The sequence below is a fragment of the Dongia sp. genome, assembly GCF_041909655.1.
Classification (GTDB): domain Bacteria; phylum Pseudomonadota; class Alphaproteobacteria; order Dongiales; family Dongiaceae; genus Dongia.
The window spans coordinates 221,667-236,571 of the sequence record NZ_JAYRDA010000001.1 but is presented as its reverse complement, the minus strand read 5'-3'; the positions used below and the strand labels follow the sequence as shown (position 1 = coordinate 236,571).

The 14,905-nt window shown below is 62.9% G+C and carries 15 protein-coding genes and 1 tRNA gene; 9 read left to right on the top strand and 7 right to left on the bottom strand.

The annotated features are described in order from the left end of the window. Together ACE3PR_RS01125 and ACE3PR_RS01120 are read right to left on the bottom strand one after the other, a co-directional pair. The gene (locus ACE3PR_RS01125) at positions 1 to 1,419 is read right to left on the bottom strand and encodes an HlyD family type I secretion periplasmic adaptor subunit (protein ID WP_374367181.1); all 1,419 of its coding nucleotides are present in this window, start codon (positions 1,417 to 1,419) and stop codon (positions 1 to 3) included. Further along, positions 1,406 to 3,646 (bottom strand): type I secretion system permease/ATPase, encoded by a 2,241-nt coding sequence (locus tag ACE3PR_RS01120; RefSeq protein WP_374367179.1) that lies wholly within the window; start codon positions 3,644 to 3,646, stop codon positions 1,406 to 1,408. The genes ACE3PR_RS01125 and ACE3PR_RS01120 overlap by 14 nt, the downstream gene beginning before the upstream one ends. Before the next feature lie 109 nt (positions 3,647 to 3,755). Between ACE3PR_RS01120 and ACE3PR_RS01115 the strand changes: the two genes are divergently transcribed. After that, the gene (locus tag ACE3PR_RS01115; protein ID WP_374367176.1) at positions 3,756 to 4,118 is read left to right on the top strand and encodes a hypothetical protein; all 363 of its coding nucleotides are present in this window, start codon (positions 3,756 to 3,758) and stop codon (positions 4,116 to 4,118) included. Between the two features lie 52 nt (positions 4,119 to 4,170). Here the strand turns inward: ACE3PR_RS01115 and ACE3PR_RS01110 are convergent. After that, positions 4,171 to 4,245, bottom strand: a tRNA-Gln gene (locus tag ACE3PR_RS01110). A 324-nt stretch (positions 4,246 to 4,569) separates the two neighbouring features. Between ACE3PR_RS01110 and ACE3PR_RS01105 the strand changes: the two genes are divergently transcribed. Next, the gene (locus ACE3PR_RS01105) at positions 4,570 to 4,854 is read left to right on the top strand and encodes a peptidoglycan-binding protein (RefSeq protein ID WP_374367173.1); all 285 of its coding nucleotides are present in this window, start codon (positions 4,570 to 4,572) and stop codon (positions 4,852 to 4,854) included. Between the two features lie 8 nt (positions 4,855 to 4,862). Here ACE3PR_RS01105 and ACE3PR_RS01100 read toward each other — a convergent pair whose 3' ends face one another. After that, positions 4,863 to 5,360, bottom strand: a complete 498-nt coding sequence (locus tag ACE3PR_RS01100; RefSeq protein ID WP_374367170.1) for a thioesterase family protein — start codon at positions 5,358 to 5,360, stop codon at positions 4,863 to 4,865. A 332-nt stretch (positions 5,361 to 5,692) separates the two neighbouring features. Here ACE3PR_RS01100 and ACE3PR_RS01095 point away from each other — a divergent pair, with 332 nt between their 5' ends. From ACE3PR_RS01095 to ACE3PR_RS01065, 7 genes are all read left to right on the top strand, one after another. Beyond that, positions 5,693 to 7,291 carry an ABC transporter substrate-binding protein gene (locus ACE3PR_RS01095; RefSeq protein WP_374367167.1) on the top strand — a complete coding sequence of 533 codons (1,599 nt, stop codon included), beginning with the start codon at positions 5,693 to 5,695 and terminating at the stop codon, positions 7,289 to 7,291. An 81-nt stretch (positions 7,292 to 7,372) separates the two neighbouring features. Then, complete coding sequence (locus ACE3PR_RS01090; RefSeq protein WP_374367164.1) at positions 7,373 to 8,383, top strand: ABC transporter permease subunit; 1,011 nt, start codon at positions 7,373 to 7,375, stop codon at positions 8,381 to 8,383. 4 nt (positions 8,384 to 8,387) lie between these two features. Continuing rightward, positions 8,388 to 9,299, top strand: a complete 912-nt coding sequence (locus tag ACE3PR_RS01085) for an ABC transporter permease subunit (RefSeq protein ID WP_374367161.1) — start codon at positions 8,388 to 8,390, stop codon at positions 9,297 to 9,299. A gap of 2 nt (positions 9,300 to 9,301) precedes the next feature. Then, positions 9,302 to 10,168 (top strand): ABC transporter ATP-binding protein, encoded by an 867-nt coding sequence (locus ACE3PR_RS01080; protein ID WP_374367158.1) that lies wholly within the window; start codon positions 9,302 to 9,304, stop codon positions 10,166 to 10,168. Then, complete coding sequence (locus ACE3PR_RS01075) at positions 10,165 to 10,992, top strand: dipeptide ABC transporter ATP-binding protein (RefSeq protein ID WP_374367156.1); 828 nt, start codon at positions 10,165 to 10,167, stop codon at positions 10,990 to 10,992. Before ACE3PR_RS01080 ends, ACE3PR_RS01075 begins: the two co-directional genes overlap by 4 nt. A gap of 511 nt (positions 10,993 to 11,503) precedes the next feature. Beyond that, positions 11,504 to 12,361: a VacJ family lipoprotein gene (locus tag ACE3PR_RS01070; protein ID WP_374367154.1), complete on the top strand. Its 858-nt coding sequence runs from the start codon at positions 11,504 to 11,506 to the stop codon at positions 12,359 to 12,361. A 4-nt stretch (positions 12,362 to 12,365) separates the two neighbouring features. Next, positions 12,366 to 12,980, top strand: coding sequence for a phospholipid-binding protein MlaC (locus ACE3PR_RS01065; RefSeq protein ID WP_374367152.1), 615 nt, complete (start codon positions 12,366 to 12,368; stop codon positions 12,978 to 12,980). Positions 12,981 to 13,046: 66 nt separating this feature from the next. Here the strand turns inward: ACE3PR_RS01065 and ACE3PR_RS01060 are convergent, their stop codons facing one another. Genes ACE3PR_RS01060 through ACE3PR_RS01050 form a run of 3 tightly spaced genes read right to left on the bottom strand, consistent with a single transcriptional unit; the run spans position 13,047 to position 14,871 of the window. Next, on the bottom strand, positions 13,047 to 14,342 hold the full coding sequence (locus tag ACE3PR_RS01060) for an acyl-CoA desaturase (RefSeq protein ID WP_374367150.1): 1,296 nt from the start codon (positions 14,340 to 14,342) through the stop codon (positions 13,047 to 13,049). Positions 14,343 to 14,375: 33 nt separating this feature from the next. Then, a complete protein-coding gene (locus ACE3PR_RS01055) occupies positions 14,376 to 14,708 on the bottom strand; it encodes a metalloregulator ArsR/SmtB family transcription factor (RefSeq protein WP_374367148.1) in 333 nt (110 codons plus the stop codon). A gap of 40 nt (positions 14,709 to 14,748) precedes the next feature. After that, complete coding sequence (locus tag ACE3PR_RS01050; protein ID WP_374367146.1) at positions 14,749 to 14,871, bottom strand: hypothetical protein; 123 nt, start codon at positions 14,869 to 14,871, stop codon at positions 14,749 to 14,751. Positions 14,872 to 14,905: the final 34 nt, after the last annotated feature.

Sequence of the window (14,905 nt, the reverse complement as noted above, 5' to 3'; positions counted from 1 at the left end):
TCACCTCTCCCTCCCCGCTTCGCCACCCATCCGCATCAACGGCGAGAGCACGAACTCGATGATGCGGCGCGTGCCGGTCTTGATCTCGACACTCGCCATCATGCCGGGCGAGAGCGAGACGCTCTTGCCATCCACATCGATCGTCTCGTTCTGAAGACGGATGCGGGCGAGATAGGTGAGGCGCGGTGTGTTCGGATCGGCGCCCTGGCGCTCCACTGCGTCATTCGAGATCGTGACCACCACTCCCTCTTGCGTGCCGTAGCGCGTGAAGGGGAAGGCTTCGAGCTTCACCACCGCCTCCTGGCCCTCCTCGACGAAGCCGATATCCTTGTTCTCGATCTCGGCCTCGATCTCGATCCCGGCATCCTCGGGCACGATCACCATCAAGGGCTTCGCCGGTTCGACCACGCCCCCGATCGTGTGGATTTGGAGCTGCTGCACGGTCCCGGCGACGGGTGCCATGAGGCGCTGCAGGGATTGGCGCTGGGTCGCCTTCTTCAATTCCTCGGTCAGTTGCTGCACTGTGGCTTCTGCCTCGGTCAGTTCCTGAAGGCGCGTGCGGTCGAACTCTTCACCTGTCTGGGCAATTTGTCGTTCGATGGCGGCGATGCCGGCGCGGGATTCATTGGCGCGGGCGGCGGCCGTGTTGGCCTGACCCTCCATGGCAATGAGCTCCTGCTGCATCTCGAGGAATTGCTGGCGCGGGGTGAGGCCCTTTTCCATGAGGCCGCGACGGGCCTCGACCTGTTCGCGCTTCAGCGGCAATTGCGCGGCGATGGTGGCGATCTCCGCCTGGGCCGCGACGGCACCGGCGCGCTGGCGCTCCAATTCGCGGGCGAGCGCCGCGAGCTTCTCCTGCTGCTCGCCCAATTGGCTGGCGCGCAGGCTCCGCGCCAGAGCAAGGGCCGCATCGCCGAAGCCGGCACCGGTGGGATCATCGATCATCTCGCCGCCGGGAAGACCCAGGATCGAGCGCAGCCGCGCCACGTCCAGCAATTGCCGCTGTAATTCGCTGGCGAGGCGGTCGGTATCGGCGCCGGTCGAGGTGGAATCGAGCTCGATCAGCAGATCACCCTTGGCCACCTGCTGCCCCTCCTCCACCATGATCTGCGTCACCACCCCGGTCTCGAAGGCCTGGATGATCTTGGTGCGGCCGGAGGCCACGATCTTGCCCTGGCCCACCGCCACGATGTCGATCTCGCCCACACAGGCCCAGAGAAGGGCAATCGCCACGAAGAGCGAGATGGCCAGCGCCACCGCCCGGCCCATGGGCGAAGGTGGCGTTTCCAGGATCTCCACCGCCGCGGGGAGGAACTCCTGCTCATAACGGCTCTCACCGAACATGCGGCCCATGGCGGCACGCATCCGGTTTGGCGGCAGGGCGACGACGTTGTCTGCGGCGATGTCACTGGGCGGCATGCTGCCCTCCCCCGGCGATTGGTGCGTTCGCCGGCACCGGCGCCACCTCGGCGCTCTGATAGCGGTAGAGCTGGGCATAGCGGCCATTGCCGCGAATGAGCTGCTCGTGGCTGCCATCCTCGACCAGGCGGCCCTTCTCGATGGTGAGAATGCGGTGGCAGGCGCGCACGGCCGAGAGCCGGTGCGCGATGATGAGGACCGTGCGCCCCTTGGCGATCGCCGCCATGTTGTCCTGGATGATGCGCTCGGATTCGTAATCGAGGGCCGAGGTCGCCTCGTCGAAGATGAGGATCTTCGGGTTGGTGATGAGGGCGCGGGCGATGGCGACGCGCTGGCGCTGGCCGCCGGAAAGGCTGGAACCGCGCTCGCCGATCACCGTGTCGTAGCCCTGGGGGAGTTCCAGGATGAAGTCATGGGCACCGGCGAGCTTCGCCGCCGCCACCACCCGCTCCATCGGCATGCCGGGATCGGCCAGCGCTATGTTTTCGCGCAAGGTGCCGGAGAAGAGCACGTTCTCCTGCAGCACCACGCCGATCTGGCGCCGGAGCCAGGCGGGATCGATGAGGGCGAGGTCCATGCCGTCGACCATCACCCTGCCCCGTTCCGGCACGAAGAGGCGCTGCACCAGCTTGGTCAGCGTCGATTTGCCCGAGCCCGAGGAACCGACGATGCCGATCATCTGCCCCGCCTGAATATCGACGCTAAGATCCGAGAGGACCTCCTGCCCGTCCGGTCGATAGCGGAAGATCACGTGATCGAAGCTGATGCGGCCATTGAGATTGGGCGGGGCCGCCTTGTCGGCCCGGTGCAGCGGCTCGGTGGGCGCATTGAGGATATCACCTAATCTGTTGACCGAGATCCGCACCTGCTGGAAGTCCTGCCACATTTGCGCAAGGCGCAGGACCGGGCCATGCACCTGGCCTGCCAGCATGTTGAAGGCGACCAGCGCGCCCACGGTGAGATCGCCCGAGAGCACGGCTTTGGCGCCGAGATAAAGCGTCAAGAGCACCGTGATCTTGTTGATGAGCTGGGCGGTCTGACTCGAACCATTTCCGAGCTTGGTCACCTTGAAGGAGGAGGCGACATAACTCGCCAGTTGCTCCTCCCATTTCCGCTGCATGCGGGGCTCGACCGCCATCGCCTTCGCGGTCTCGATCCCGGTCACCGTTTCCACCAGGAAGGATTGGTTCTCGGCACCGCGGGCGAATTTTTCGTCGAGGCGGCGACGGAAGATCGGCGTCACGATCACCGACAAGGCCATATAGGTCGGAATCGCCGCCATCACGACCAGCGTGAGCGTTGGGCTGTAATACCACATGACCGCGAGGAAGACGGAGGTGAAGACGAGATCGATCACAAGGGTGAGCGCATTGCCGGTGAGGAACGAGCGGATGTTTTCCAGCTCGCGCACGCGCGCCACGGAATCGCCCACCCGCCGCGCCTGGAAATAGCTCAAGGGCAGCGAGAGCATGTGGCGGAACAGCTTCGCTCCCAATTCCACATCGACCCGGTTGGTGGTGTGGCTGAAGATATAGGTGCGCATGGCCCCCAGCAGCACCTCGAAGAGCGAGATCACGGCAAGCCCGATCACCAGCACATCGAGGGTGGTGAGGCCATGATGCACCAGCACCTTGTCGATGATCACCTGGAAGAAGAGCGGTGTCACCAGCGCGAAGAGCTGCAGCACGAAGGAAGCGACCAGCACCTCGATCAAGATGCGCTTGTATTTGAGGATCGCCGGCACGAACCAGGCGATGTCGAATTTGGCGAAGGTCTCACCCAGACTGGCGCGCTTGGCCATCAGCATCAGGCGGCCGGACCAGATCTTCTCGAATTCGGATTTTGTCAGCGAAACCGGGCGGTTGTCGACCGGGTCATGCACCAGGATCTTGCCCTCTTCTCCGCCCTCGCCGGGTGCTACCTTGGCGAGAACAAAGAAGCGGCCATCCCTGGTCTGTGCCACCGCCGGCAGGGCTATCTTACTCAGACGCTCCCAACGCGCTTCGACCCAGCGCGACTTGAGACCGAATTCCCGCGCCGCCCGGAGCAAATCCGAATCGATAAGACCCTCCGGCCCCGGCGCAAAGCGATGGGAGAGTGCCTTCGCATCCGCGGCAAGGCCATGAAAGCGCAACATCAAAACCAGGCACAAGAGCCCGGTATCTGGGATTTCCTGAGCACTTCCCTGCTCCGGCTCCCGGTGAGTTGGCGACGCCCCTCCGCCCACACTCCACCCCTGTACAAAGGTCCGCCACCCCGCGGACTCAACACCCAACCACTCTTTAAGACTAAGTCCAAAGACCTAACCCGGACAAGGTCGTTTCTACCCAGGCGCGATGAATCGAAAAACTGTCACGCAGTGGCTGTGTACAGCGTTTTCGTCCAAAACTTGTTTTTCATTTGCAGAGATTTTGCCGCATGTTGAAATTGCCGAGCGGGCGCGGGACTTGCCGGCGGTTTCTACTTGGCCGATGGCCGCCTTAAAATTCGAACCCGCCAATGACGGCCTCGGCGCACTCTCCGGCGCCACCTCCGCCGCGGTTGCGGCAAGTCTTCAGCCGACAAGCGCGGCGACGGAAACTCGTGCGGACCACTCATTGTCCGGCTTGCCCACGGTCGTGACGCGGGGTCGCGACGCAGCGGCCGGGTCCGGCTCGCAGTCCTGTTTGGATTCCGCCGTCGAAATTTTATTGAACTGAAGCCCGAAAACGCCGTCCGAACTCGGTCCGCCAAAGGAGGCTGGAAGGATACTGGCTGGGGCGCCAGGGATCGAACCTGGGAATGTCGGTACCAAAAACCGATGCCTTACCGCTTGGCTACGCCCCATCGCGACTGGACCCGGTGGCGGCACCCCAAAAGGAGCGTGCCGGGTCGCGCGGCGGGCCGTAACATAGGGAAAGCAGGGGGGAAGAGCAAGGCGTCCGTGAGTGCTTTTCCGACCTGCCGGCACTGCCTGGTCGGTAAGGCCTATCCTATTGAAAAACAGGTTCTTTCTTGAGAGATACGTCCAGTTCTGACAGCGCCACGGCCAAAGCTGCACCCGTGCTGGCGCCAAGCGACGGCCGGCCAGGCGATTCGGGGTTTGCCACTGACATTAATCTGACGCCGGCCGATCGGTTGGTGCCGGTGGCACGGGTCCGCCAGCCACGGATGCAACCTTTCATCCTCGCGGCCATCGTGCTCGCCCTCGCTCTTCTGGCAACGCTTCTCCTGTGGCGGGGCGACACGCCCAGGATCACCGTGCGCAGCGAATTGCTGGAGATCGAAGAGAGGCTGGCCGCCCTCGCCTTCCCGCCGGGTGCCGTCGATGGCATTGCCGACGCGGCGACCGAAACCGCCATCCGCGCGTTTCAGCAAGCGGCCGGTCTCCCCGCGGACGGCCGGGCCAGTCCTGCCTTGCTCGATGAGCTGCGCGCCCTCGCCGGCGACGAGTGATTGCGCCTTCAGTTCTTGCGGTTATGGATCGAGATGATGCGATTGAGCGGTGCGGGCAAAGGCAATCCCGCATGCGCGGCCTTGACCGCCGCGACACGCGCATAGATCTCCGGCGGCATCGGCGCCACCTTGCGCTGGCGCATGTCGATGGAAAGGATCAGCCATTCGCAGGTCGCCGCCAGATAGCCTTGCTCGGCGTGATACATCGCCTGCATCCAATGGGCGCGCTTCTGGTCGTGATCGATCAATTGCGTGGTGATGCGCAAGGGGGCGTCCAGCAGCAATTCCTTGTGATAGGAAATATGGACGTCGACCGACATGGTCGAGAACCCGGTCCGCTTGATCTCGTCATAGCCAAGACCCAGCGCTTCATAGGTGGTATCGAAGCCGTCATCGAAGGCACGCAGATACCACGACACGTTCATGTGGTCGTTGCCGTCGATCCATTCGGGCAGGACCTTCTGGCCAATGCTGACGAAGGGGGCGGGGATGGTGCTGTTGGGCATCGTCGAATCCGGCCTCGGCCTTTGATTGAGGGGAGAATCATCCGCGCGCTGGCGCGGCGGCGACGATGCCCAAGCCAAATCACCCGGTCAAGCCAATGGTTAAAATGACCGCGCCATCCGCCCGGCGGTCTGACGCTTGGACCCGGCGATATGCCCTTCCCCGCCGGACGTGTGTCGGTTTTGTAACCGAACGGTCAAGGCGGCGTTGACTCAGCGGAACGATCGGGAATACGGTTTTTTCAAGGCAGGACAAAAGTTAAAGCAACAATCGGCCTGCCTCATCCAGGTCATACCGACTTAGGTCACGTTACGTCCATTTGGGAGACATCCACATGAAACATCGCCTGCTTGGGGCCGTTGCGGCCACGGCAATCGCCTTGGGCTTTGCCGCCGCTGCGGAAGCCAAGACACTCGTCTATTGCTCGGAAGCTTCGCCCGAAGGTTTCGATCCGGCGCCCTATACCGGCGGCCAGACCTTCGACGCCGCCGGCCAGGCCGTCTACAGCCGCCTTGTCGAGTTCGAGAACGGCACCACCAAGACCATGCCCGGCCTCGCCGAGAGCTGGGAAGTGTCCGATGACGGACTCGAATACACCTTCAATTTGCGCAAGGGCGTCAAGTTCCACACCACCGAGTTCTTCACGCCAACCCGCGACTTCAACGCCGACGACGTGATCTTCTCCTTCGAACGGCAATGGAAGAAGGATCATCCCTGGCACGAATACACCGCCGGGATTTCCTGGGAATATTTCAACGGCATGTCGATGCCGGATCTCTTGAAGGAGATCGTGAAGGTCGACGATCACACGGTGAAGTTTGTGCTCAACCGTCCGGAAGCGCCGATGCTGGCGAACCTCGCCATGGATTTCGCCTCCATCATGTCCAAGGAATATGCCGATCAGCTCGACGCCGCCGGCACCAAGGACATGCTGAACCAGCAGCCGATCGGCACCGGCCCGTTCCAGTTCGTCGCCTATCAGAAGGATGCCGTGATCCGCTATCAGGCGAATCCCAGCTATTACAAGGGCAAGGAAAAGATCGACGATCTGGTTTTCGCCATCACCACCGACGCCTCGGTGCGCCAGCAGAAGCTGCTGGCCGGCGAATGCCACATCATCCCCTATCCGAACCCGGCTGACGTTCCCGCCCTCAAGGGCGAGACGGCCATCAACGTGATGGAGCAGGAAGGCCTCAACGTCGGCTACCTCGCCTACAACACGATGCAGAAGCCCTTCGACAATCCGAAGGTGCGCAAGGCCCTCAACATGGCCATCAACAAGCAGGCGATCCTCGACGCCGTGTTCCAGGGTGCCGGCCAGCCGGCCAAGAACCCGATCCCGCCGACCATGTGGTCCTACAACGACAAGGTCATGGACGACCCCTACAATCCGGGTGCGGCCAAGAACATGCTCGACGAAGCGGGCGTCAAGGACCTCAAGATGAAGGTCTGGGCGATGCCGGTGCAGCGTCCCTACAACCCGAATGCGCGCCGCATGGCGGAACTCATTCAGGCTGACTTCGCCAAGGTCGGCGTCGAGGTCGAGATCGTGTCCTATGAATGGGCCGAATATCTCGAGCTTTCGAAGTCGAAGGACCGCGACGGCGCCGTGCTGCTCGGCTGGACCGGCGACAATGGCGATCCCGACAACTTCCTCGCGGTGCTGCTGGGTTGCGACGGCGTCGACGGCGCCAACCGCGCGCAATGGTGCCACGAGCCGTTCAACGACATCATTCAGAAGGCCAAGGTGACCAGCGACATCGCTGAGCGCACCAAGCTCTATGAAGAAGCGCAGGTGATCTTCAAGGACCAGGCGCCCTGGGCCACGATCGCGCATTCGGTCGTGTTCATGCCGATGTCGAAGAAGGTCTCGGGCTACAAGATGAGCCCGCTCGGTATCCACCGCTTCGACGGTGTCGACATCGAGGAATAATTCCTCATCCGAGGACCACACTAAAACCCCCTTCCGCGCCTGCCGCGGGAGGGGGTTCTTAGCTATTAGAATAAGTGAAACATGCTGCGTTTTCTTCTCATCCGCCTGGGGCTGCTGATCCCGACCTTCATCGGCATCACCATCGCCTCCTTCGGCTTCATCCGCATCCTGCCCGGGGATCCCGTCCTCCTCATGGCGGGCGAACGCGGCGTCCAGCCCGAGCGTTATGCGCAATTGATGCAGCAATTCGGCTTCGACCAGCCGCTCTGGCGGCAATATCTCGATTTTTTCGGCGACGTCATCACTGGCGATCTCGGCACGTCCCTCATCACCAAGAAGGCCGTGCTGGAGGAATTCTTCATCTTGTTCCCGGCGACGCTTGAGCTTTCGCTCTGCGCCATCATCTTCGCGACCTTGCTCGGTGTCCCTGCCGGCATCGTCGCCGCCACCAAGCGCGGCTCCTGGCTCGACCAATCGATCATGGGCACCGCCCTGGTCGGCTATTCGATGCCGATCTTCTGGTGGGGCCTGCTGCTGATCATCTTCTTTTCCGGCACGCTGCATTGGACACCGGTCTCGGGCCGCGTCTCGCTGATGTTCTTCTTCCCGCCGGTCACCGGCTTCATGTTGATCGACAGCCTGATTTCGGGACAGAAAGGCGCCTTCGCCTCGGCGCTCGCCCATCTCATCCTGCCCACCATCGTGCTGGGCACCATCCCTCTGGCCGTGATCGCACGGCAGACGCGCTCCGCCATGCTGGAAGTCCTGGGCGAGGATTACGTCCGCACCGCCCGCGCCAAGGGCCTCTCGCCGTCCCGTGTCATCGGCATCCATGCGCTCCGGAACGCGCTCATCCCGGTCATCACCACGATCGGCCTGCAGGTCGGCGTGCTCCTGGGCGGCGCCATCCTGACCGAGACCATCTTCTCCTGGCCCGGTATCGGCAAGTGGATGGTCGATGCCATTTTCCGCCGTGATTATCCATCGGTGCAGGGCGGCCTGCTGCTCATCGCCGTGGTCGTCATGCTCGTCAACCTGGTGGTCGATCTCCTTTACGGATGGATCAACCCCAAGATCCGGCATGTGAGGTAATCCGATGGCCGTAACCGCCCCCGCCAACACCGCACCGCGCCTCGAAGGCGGCCGCAAGGCCCTGCTGCGCGAGTTCTGGTTCTACTTCTCGGAAAACCGCGGCGCCGTCATCGGCATGTGGGTTTTCCTCTTCGTCTGCGCCGTGGCGATCCTTGCCGATCTCATCGCGCCCCATGGGGCCACCGAACAATATCGCGAGGCCTTGCTGCAGCCGCCCTTCTGGCAGGAAGGCGGCGATGCCCGCTTCCTGCTCGGCACCGATGCGGTCGGCCGCGACATTCTCTCGCGCCTCATCTATGGCAGCCGCTATTCGCTCTTCGTCGGCTGCATCGTCGTCTCCGGCGCCTTGGCGGTCGGGGTCGTGCTCGGCCTCTTCGCCGGTTATGCCGGCGGCTGGATCGATACCGTCATCATGCGCGTGATGGACATCATCCTCGCCTTCCCCAGCCTGCTTCTGGCCCTGGTGCTGGTGGCGGTGCTGGATCCCAGCCTCACCAATGCGATGATCGCCATCGCCATCGTGCAGCAGCCGCATTACGTGCGCCTCACCCGCGCCGCGGTGATGTCCGAGAAGAATCGCGATTACGTGGTGGCGGCCAAGGTAGCCGGGGCGCGCTCCGGCCGCCTCATGTTCCAGACCATTCTCCCCAATTGCCTCGCCCCCCTGATCGTGCAGGCGGCCCTCTCCTTCTCCACCGCCATTCTCGACGCGGCGGCTTTGGGCTTCCTCGGCATGGGCGCGCAGCCGCCGACACCGGAATGGGGCACCATGCTGGCCGAGGCGCGGGAGTTCATCCTGCGCGCCTGGTGGGTGGTGACCATGCCCGGCATCGCCATCCTGGTGACCGTGCTCGCCATCAATCTGATGGGCGACGGCCTGCGCGACGCCCTCGATCCCAAGCTGAAGAGGTCCTGATCATGGCCCTTCTCGACATCCGGAATCTCGTGGTCGAATTCGACACCGTGGCCGGTCCCTTCCGCGCGGTCGATGGCGTCTCGCTCCATGTCCATGAACGCGAAGTGCTCGCCATCGTCGGCGAAAGCGGTTCGGGAAAATCCGTCTCCATGCTGGCGGTGATGGGGCTCCTCCCCTGGTCAGCCAAGGTCAGCGCCGACCAGATGAGCTTCGATGGCCGCGACCTTCTGAAGATGGATGCCAATGAACGGCGCAAGATCATCGGCAAGGACATCGCCATGATCTTCCAGGAACCGATCGCCAGCCTCAATCCCTGCTTCACCGTGGGCTATCAGATCGAGGAAGTCCTGCGCTTCCATATGGGCCTCGACGGCAAGGCGCGCCGTGCCCGTGCCGTCGAATTGCTGGATCTCGTCGGCATTCCCGATCCCGCGGGGCGCCTCAACGCCTTTCCGCACCAGATGTCCGGCGGGCAATGCCAGCGCGTGATGATCGCGATGGCATTGGCCTGCAATCCGAAGCTGCTGATCGCCGACGAGCCGACGACGGCCCTCGACGTCACCATCCAGAAGCAGATCCTCGATTTGCTCATGCGCCTCCAGGCCGAGCACGGCATGGGCCTCATCATGATCACCCACAACATGGGCGTGGTGGCCGAGACCGCCGACCGCGTCATCGTCCAGTACAAGGGCCGCAAGATGGAGGAAGCCGACGTGCTGTCGCTCTTCGAGAATCCGCAGAGCAATTACACCCGGGCGCTCCTTTCGGCTTTGCCGGAGAACGCGACCGGCGACCGCCTGCCGACCATCGCCGGGCTGATGGAAGATTTCACCCCCGCCCCCGCCCTGCAATCCGGAGCCGCGTCATGAGCGACATCATCCTCGCAGCGCGCGATCTGAAGCGCGATTATCACCTGGGCGGTGGCATGTTCTCCGGCGGCCGCACCATCAACGCCGTCAAAGGCGTCAGCTTCGAGGTCGAGCGCGGCAAGACCCTCGCCGTCGTGGGCGAGAGCGGCTGCGGCAAGTCGACCCTGGCCCGCATGATCACCATGATCGAGGCACCGACTGCGGGCGACCTCGTCATCGACGGGCAGAAGATCGACCTCATCCGCGACGGCATGACGCCGGAACTCCGCCGCAAGGTGCAGATCGTCTTCCAGAATCCCTATGGCTCCCTCAATCCGCGCCAGAAGATCGGCGACGTTCTGGGCGAGCCGCTCCTCATCAATACCAAGGCGCCGGCCGGCGAACGCCGCGACCGGGCCATGGAAATGCTGAAGAAGGTCGGATTGGGGCCGGAGCATTACAACCGCTATCCGCACATGTTCTCCGGCGGCCAGCGCCAGCGCATCGCCATCGCCCGCGCGCTCATGCTCAATCCGAAGCTCCTGGTGCTCGACGAACCGGTCTCGGCCCTCGACCTCTCGGTCCAGGCCCAGGTCTTGAACCTGCTGGCCGACCTCCAGGACGAGTTCAACCTCACCTATGTCTTCATCAGCCACGATCTTTCCGTGGTCCGCTATATCGCCGACGACGTCATGGTGATGTATTTCGGCGAGGCGGTGGAATACGGCAGCCGCGACGCCGTCTTCTCGAACCCGCAGCACGATTACACCAAGACCCTCTTCGCCGCGACGCCCCGCGCCGACGTGGCCTCGATCAAGGCGCGTCTGGCACGGCGCGCGGCATAGGCTCGCCCCGGGAGCGAGTCGCCGTCGAAACCGCGCTTTTCCGAAAGCGAAACGAAATTCTCCGGCCGCATCGCTGCACATCCCAGCGATAGGAATATTTCCTCGGAATGGCGGAATTCTGCGCATTGTGACGGTGCAAAAAAGGATTAACTTCTGTTAACCTCTGGCGATCTGCGGCATATATGTCACATAGCGACAGGACTCGCACATATAGTGTGGGAATGCCGCCCGGACTCGTCTGGAAGTCTCAAAATTCGTGTGTTATCAAACGCAACGGGCTGATCATGTCGAGTCAGACTGGCGTTTTGGCTTACGATTGGTTAAGCACTCGCCGCGACAATGTTGCCGCACTTGGTGACGTTTGAGGGCAGCGCGCGGATGGGCGCGTTAGATTGTGGTAAGGTTTTATGATGGCTGCTCGGGGGACGGTGCAGCGGTTCGCGAAGAAGAGCAAATTCAACTGTTCGAGACCGGGCTACCGGAAAGGGTTAGGGGTTCTATGTTTAGGTTCATGAAGACGACGCTCACGACCACCGTGATTGCGACAGCCTTGCTGGCTGCTGGCTGCGCGACGCCGCCGGATCCCAGCGACGAAGCCGCCGTGCAGGCCTTCAACGAAGCCAACGACCCGTTGGAGCCGATGAACCGCTACTTCTTCGAGGTCAATCATGGCCTCGACGAATTGCTGGTGAAGCCCTTTGCCGGCTATTACAACATCGCTTTGCCGGATCCGGCCAAGGACAGCGTGCGCAGCTTCCTGCGCAACCTCCGTTCGCCGGTCATCCTGTTCAACGACCTCTTCCAGGGTGAAGGTGGCCGCGCCGGCGATACCGCCGCGCGCTTCGCCATCAACACGACGCTGGGCGTCGGCGGCCTCCTCGATGTCGCCGATTGGTGGTTCGGCATGCCGTTCCACGACGAAGATTTCGGCCAGACCCTGGCGGTCTGGGGCTCGGGCGAGGGCATCTATCTGCACCTGCCGCTCATGGGCCCCAGCAATCCGCGCGATGCCGGCGGCAAGCTCGTGGATTACGTCCTCGATCCGCTGACCTGGGTCGGCTATGTCTACAACGTCTCCTGGATCAACACGACGCGCTTCGCCGTCGAAGGCATCGACACCCGCGCCCGCAACCTGGAGACCATCGCCGAGTTGCAGAAGGGGTCGGTCGACTTCTACGCGACCATGCGCAGCCTCTATCGCCAGCACCGCAACGACGCCATCAAGAACGGCGAAGATCCGGAAGCTGTGTTGAGCCAGATCACGAACGACAACATGATCCCTGATGACGGCGCCGAAACGCCGCTGCTCCCGGTCACCGTGGCGCAGCCGCAGGCCCAGGCGGGCGATCAGTTGTCCGAGGCGAACTGACCTGATGCTGACTCGTCGCATGTTCGGAAAGGCGGCGGCTTCGGCCGTCGCCCTTTCCATTTTAGCTCCCTTCGCCTGGGTGGCGCCCGCCGCCGCCGATGCTGCGGCGCTTGAACTCTTCATCAAGGGCCTCTCCGCCCGCGCCATCACCGATCTGACCGCGGCCGATACCGACAAGGATCGGGCCGCGAAGCTGCTGCCGATCCTGCAGGAATTCTTCGACATGCCGCGCCTCGCGCGCCATACGCTCGGCGCCTATTGGAAGCGCGCGACGCCCGAAGAACAGGCCGAATATATCGAGGTCTTCACTCAATATATGAGCGCCGTCTACGGCAAGCGCTTCTCGGAATATTCCGGCCAGACCCTGGCCGTACAGCGCGTCCGCGAAGAGGCCGACAAGGCCACCATCTTCACCATCGTCGAGGGCGCCGAAGGCCAGCCCCGCGTCGATTGGGACGTTGCCACCCTGGACGGCAAGCAGATGATCACCGACGTCCGCGTCGAGGGCCTGAGCCTCGCCGAAACCCACCGCCAGGAATTCACCTCGGTGATCTCCTCCAAGGGCGGCAAGGTCCAGGCGCTCATCGACGTCCTGAAGAAAAAGGTCGCGTCGCTGTAAGTTCGGTACCTATCGCCCAGGTCCGCTTTCAAAACCCCGCCCTCTCCGGAGTGCGGGGTTTTTCTTTCAGGTCGCCGCCTGGAATCGGATGGAAAATCCCCGCCGCACTTTCTCGATCCCCACTGCGACCGGCAGCAGCACCGCAGCGATGATGCGCGCCGCGAAACCGCGTTCCGCCATCGCCAGGCAGAGGGCAGGCAGGCCGATATAGGAATGCCCATCCCGGTGCAGCACCAGGAGATCGAGCGCGGGCTCGACGGCAAGATGTGGCCGTGCACCCACGAGGATACGCATCGCCCGCGCGCTCAAGACCGATGCCGGCCATTCCAGCGCGGGCCGATCGGCATCGCCTTTCTCCCAGAGCGCACGCCAGAATCCGGCCAGACCCGGATCGGCGAAGCGCGGCGCGGCAAGATCGTAGCGCGCCGGCGCTAGGATCGATTGGCCGAGACCGTCCTGCGCCACCAGTTCCGGCCGTGCCGGCAGATCCTTTGGCAGCCGGAAATCCCAGGCGAGGCCCAGGCGGCGGAACACCAGCAGCATCCACCAGCCCGGATCCCATTCGCCGGGAAAAAGGCCGAGCCGCGCCGAACCCGGATAGGCGTGGTGATTGTTGTGCCAGCATTCACCCATGGTGAGGATCGAGGCGAGGCGGATGTTGCGCCCCTGCACCGCCGCCTGTTCCACCGCGAAATGCATGCCGCCCTGGTTATGGGCGAAATAACCGATCAGCCAATGGCCGAACACGCCGGCGGTGACGCGCGCGCAGGTGCCGAAGAAGACAAAGCCCCAGCCGCCTAGGGCATAGAGCGCCAAGGCAGGCGGAATCTGCTGCAGTATCCATGTGTGCTCGAGGAATTGATAGAAGCGGTCTCGGGCGATGCGGGGCTCGATCTCGATCTTCGGCGGGTGGGCGAGTTTCAACCCGCAATGGATCTGCCACCAGGCATCGCGCCAGAAGCCGCTGCCATGGCGCAAGTAAGGATGGCAATCGGGCAGGCGCTGCGCGAAATCCCGCAGATCGTGGGCACGCAGCAGGCCGATCGGACCGGCGAGACCCACCTGCACACCCATATAGACCAGGAAATATTCCAGCCATTTCGGGCAGGCGAAGCTGTTATGGATGAGCTTCCGGTGGCTACCTAGCGAATGGCCGAGCAGCAGGACTGCACCGGTCGCAAGCAGGAACACGACAACACCGCCCCAGCTGAAATTAAGCGCGCCGCCGATGACAGCGGCACCCGCCATGAAGATGAACCAGAGCGAGCGCAATGGCGCATAGACGACTTTGCCGTCGCTGACGTTGCTCAAATCCTCGATCGCGACGCGGTGTTGCTGCAGGCTTTCAGGCAGTGATGTCATGACGCTTTCCCCTTCCCCGATAACCTGCCCGCCTCAGGCGGGCTTCCTGGCCTTCGCCTTGGCGGCGATCTTGCGCGATTCCCGCTTCAACGGGCCACCGACCGGGCACAGCTCGAAGGCAAAGCCGGTCAGCGTGTTCACGAGATTTTCCGGATTGAGCTTGTAGAGCACGAATTGCCCCTGGCGCCGGCTGGTTACCAGATCGGCATTCTCCAGGATCGAGAGGTGGCGCGAGATGGTAGGGGCGCTCATCTGGAACTTCTCGGCAAGATCCGAGGTGCTGAGCTCGGTTGCCGAGAGGTAAGCGAGGATTTCCCGTCGCGGGCGCGAGGAAAGCGCCTCAAAGACCTTGTCCAGCGACATCATTCGTCCAATCAATAATTAGCTAATTCGCTAATTCATTAATTCACGAATTGGCACTCTTGTCAAATAGCCCACGCAACGTGAGCCCCGCCGGCGGATTGCGCTTGAGGGCCATGCGTGGGGCGATGCAGACACCGGTATTCAAGCCCACAAGCTGCGACATCATTCCCCCTCCCCCACCGGCAACGAGCCTAGCGCCT

Excerpts from the sequence above, each read along its gene's own strand:
- ACE3PR_RS01090 (WP_374367164.1), top strand. The coding sequence starts at position 7,373 with ATGCTGCGTTTTCTTCTCATCCGCCTGGGGCTGCTGATCCCGACCTTC.
- ACE3PR_RS01095 (WP_374367167.1), top strand. The coding sequence starts at position 5,693 with ATGAAACATCGCCTGCTTGGGGCCGTTGCGGCCACGGCAATCGCCTTG.
- ACE3PR_RS01115 (WP_374367176.1), top strand. The coding sequence starts at position 3,756 with ATGAATCGAAAAACTGTCACGCAGTGGCTGTGTACAGCGTTTTCGTCC.
- ACE3PR_RS01100 (WP_374367170.1), bottom strand. The coding sequence starts at position 5,360 with ATGCCCAACAGCACCATCCCCGCCCCCTTCGTCAGCATTGGCCAGAAG.
- ACE3PR_RS01070 (WP_374367154.1), top strand. The coding sequence starts at position 11,504 with ATGAAGACGACGCTCACGACCACCGTGATTGCGACAGCCTTGCTGGCT.
- ACE3PR_RS01050 (WP_374367146.1), bottom strand. The coding sequence starts at position 14,871 with ATGATGTCGCAGCTTGTGGGCTTGAATACCGGTGTCTGCATCGCCCCA.
- ACE3PR_RS01065 (WP_374367152.1), top strand. The coding sequence starts at position 12,366 with ATGCTGACTCGTCGCATGTTCGGAAAGGCGGCGGCTTCGGCCGTCGCC.
- ACE3PR_RS01075 (WP_374367156.1), top strand. The coding sequence starts at position 10,165 with ATGAGCGACATCATCCTCGCAGCGCGCGATCTGAAGCGCGATTATCAC.
- ACE3PR_RS01055 (WP_374367148.1), bottom strand. The coding sequence starts at position 14,708 with ATGATGTCGCTGGACAAGGTCTTTGAGGCGCTTTCCTCGCGCCCGCGA.
- ACE3PR_RS01085 (WP_374367161.1), top strand. The coding sequence starts at position 8,388 with ATGGCCGTAACCGCCCCCGCCAACACCGCACCGCGCCTCGAAGGCGGC.
- ACE3PR_RS01080 (WP_374367158.1), top strand. The coding sequence starts at position 9,302 with ATGGCCCTTCTCGACATCCGGAATCTCGTGGTCGAATTCGACACCGTG.
- ACE3PR_RS01060 (WP_374367150.1), bottom strand. The coding sequence starts at position 14,342 with ATGACATCACTGCCTGAAAGCCTGCAGCAACACCGCGTCGCGATCGAG.
- ACE3PR_RS01105 (WP_374367173.1), top strand. The coding sequence starts at position 4,570 with ATGCAACCTTTCATCCTCGCGGCCATCGTGCTCGCCCTCGCTCTTCTG.
- ACE3PR_RS01125 (WP_374367181.1), bottom strand. The coding sequence starts at position 1,419 with ATGCCGCCCAGTGACATCGCCGCAGACAACGTCGTCGCCCTGCCGCCA.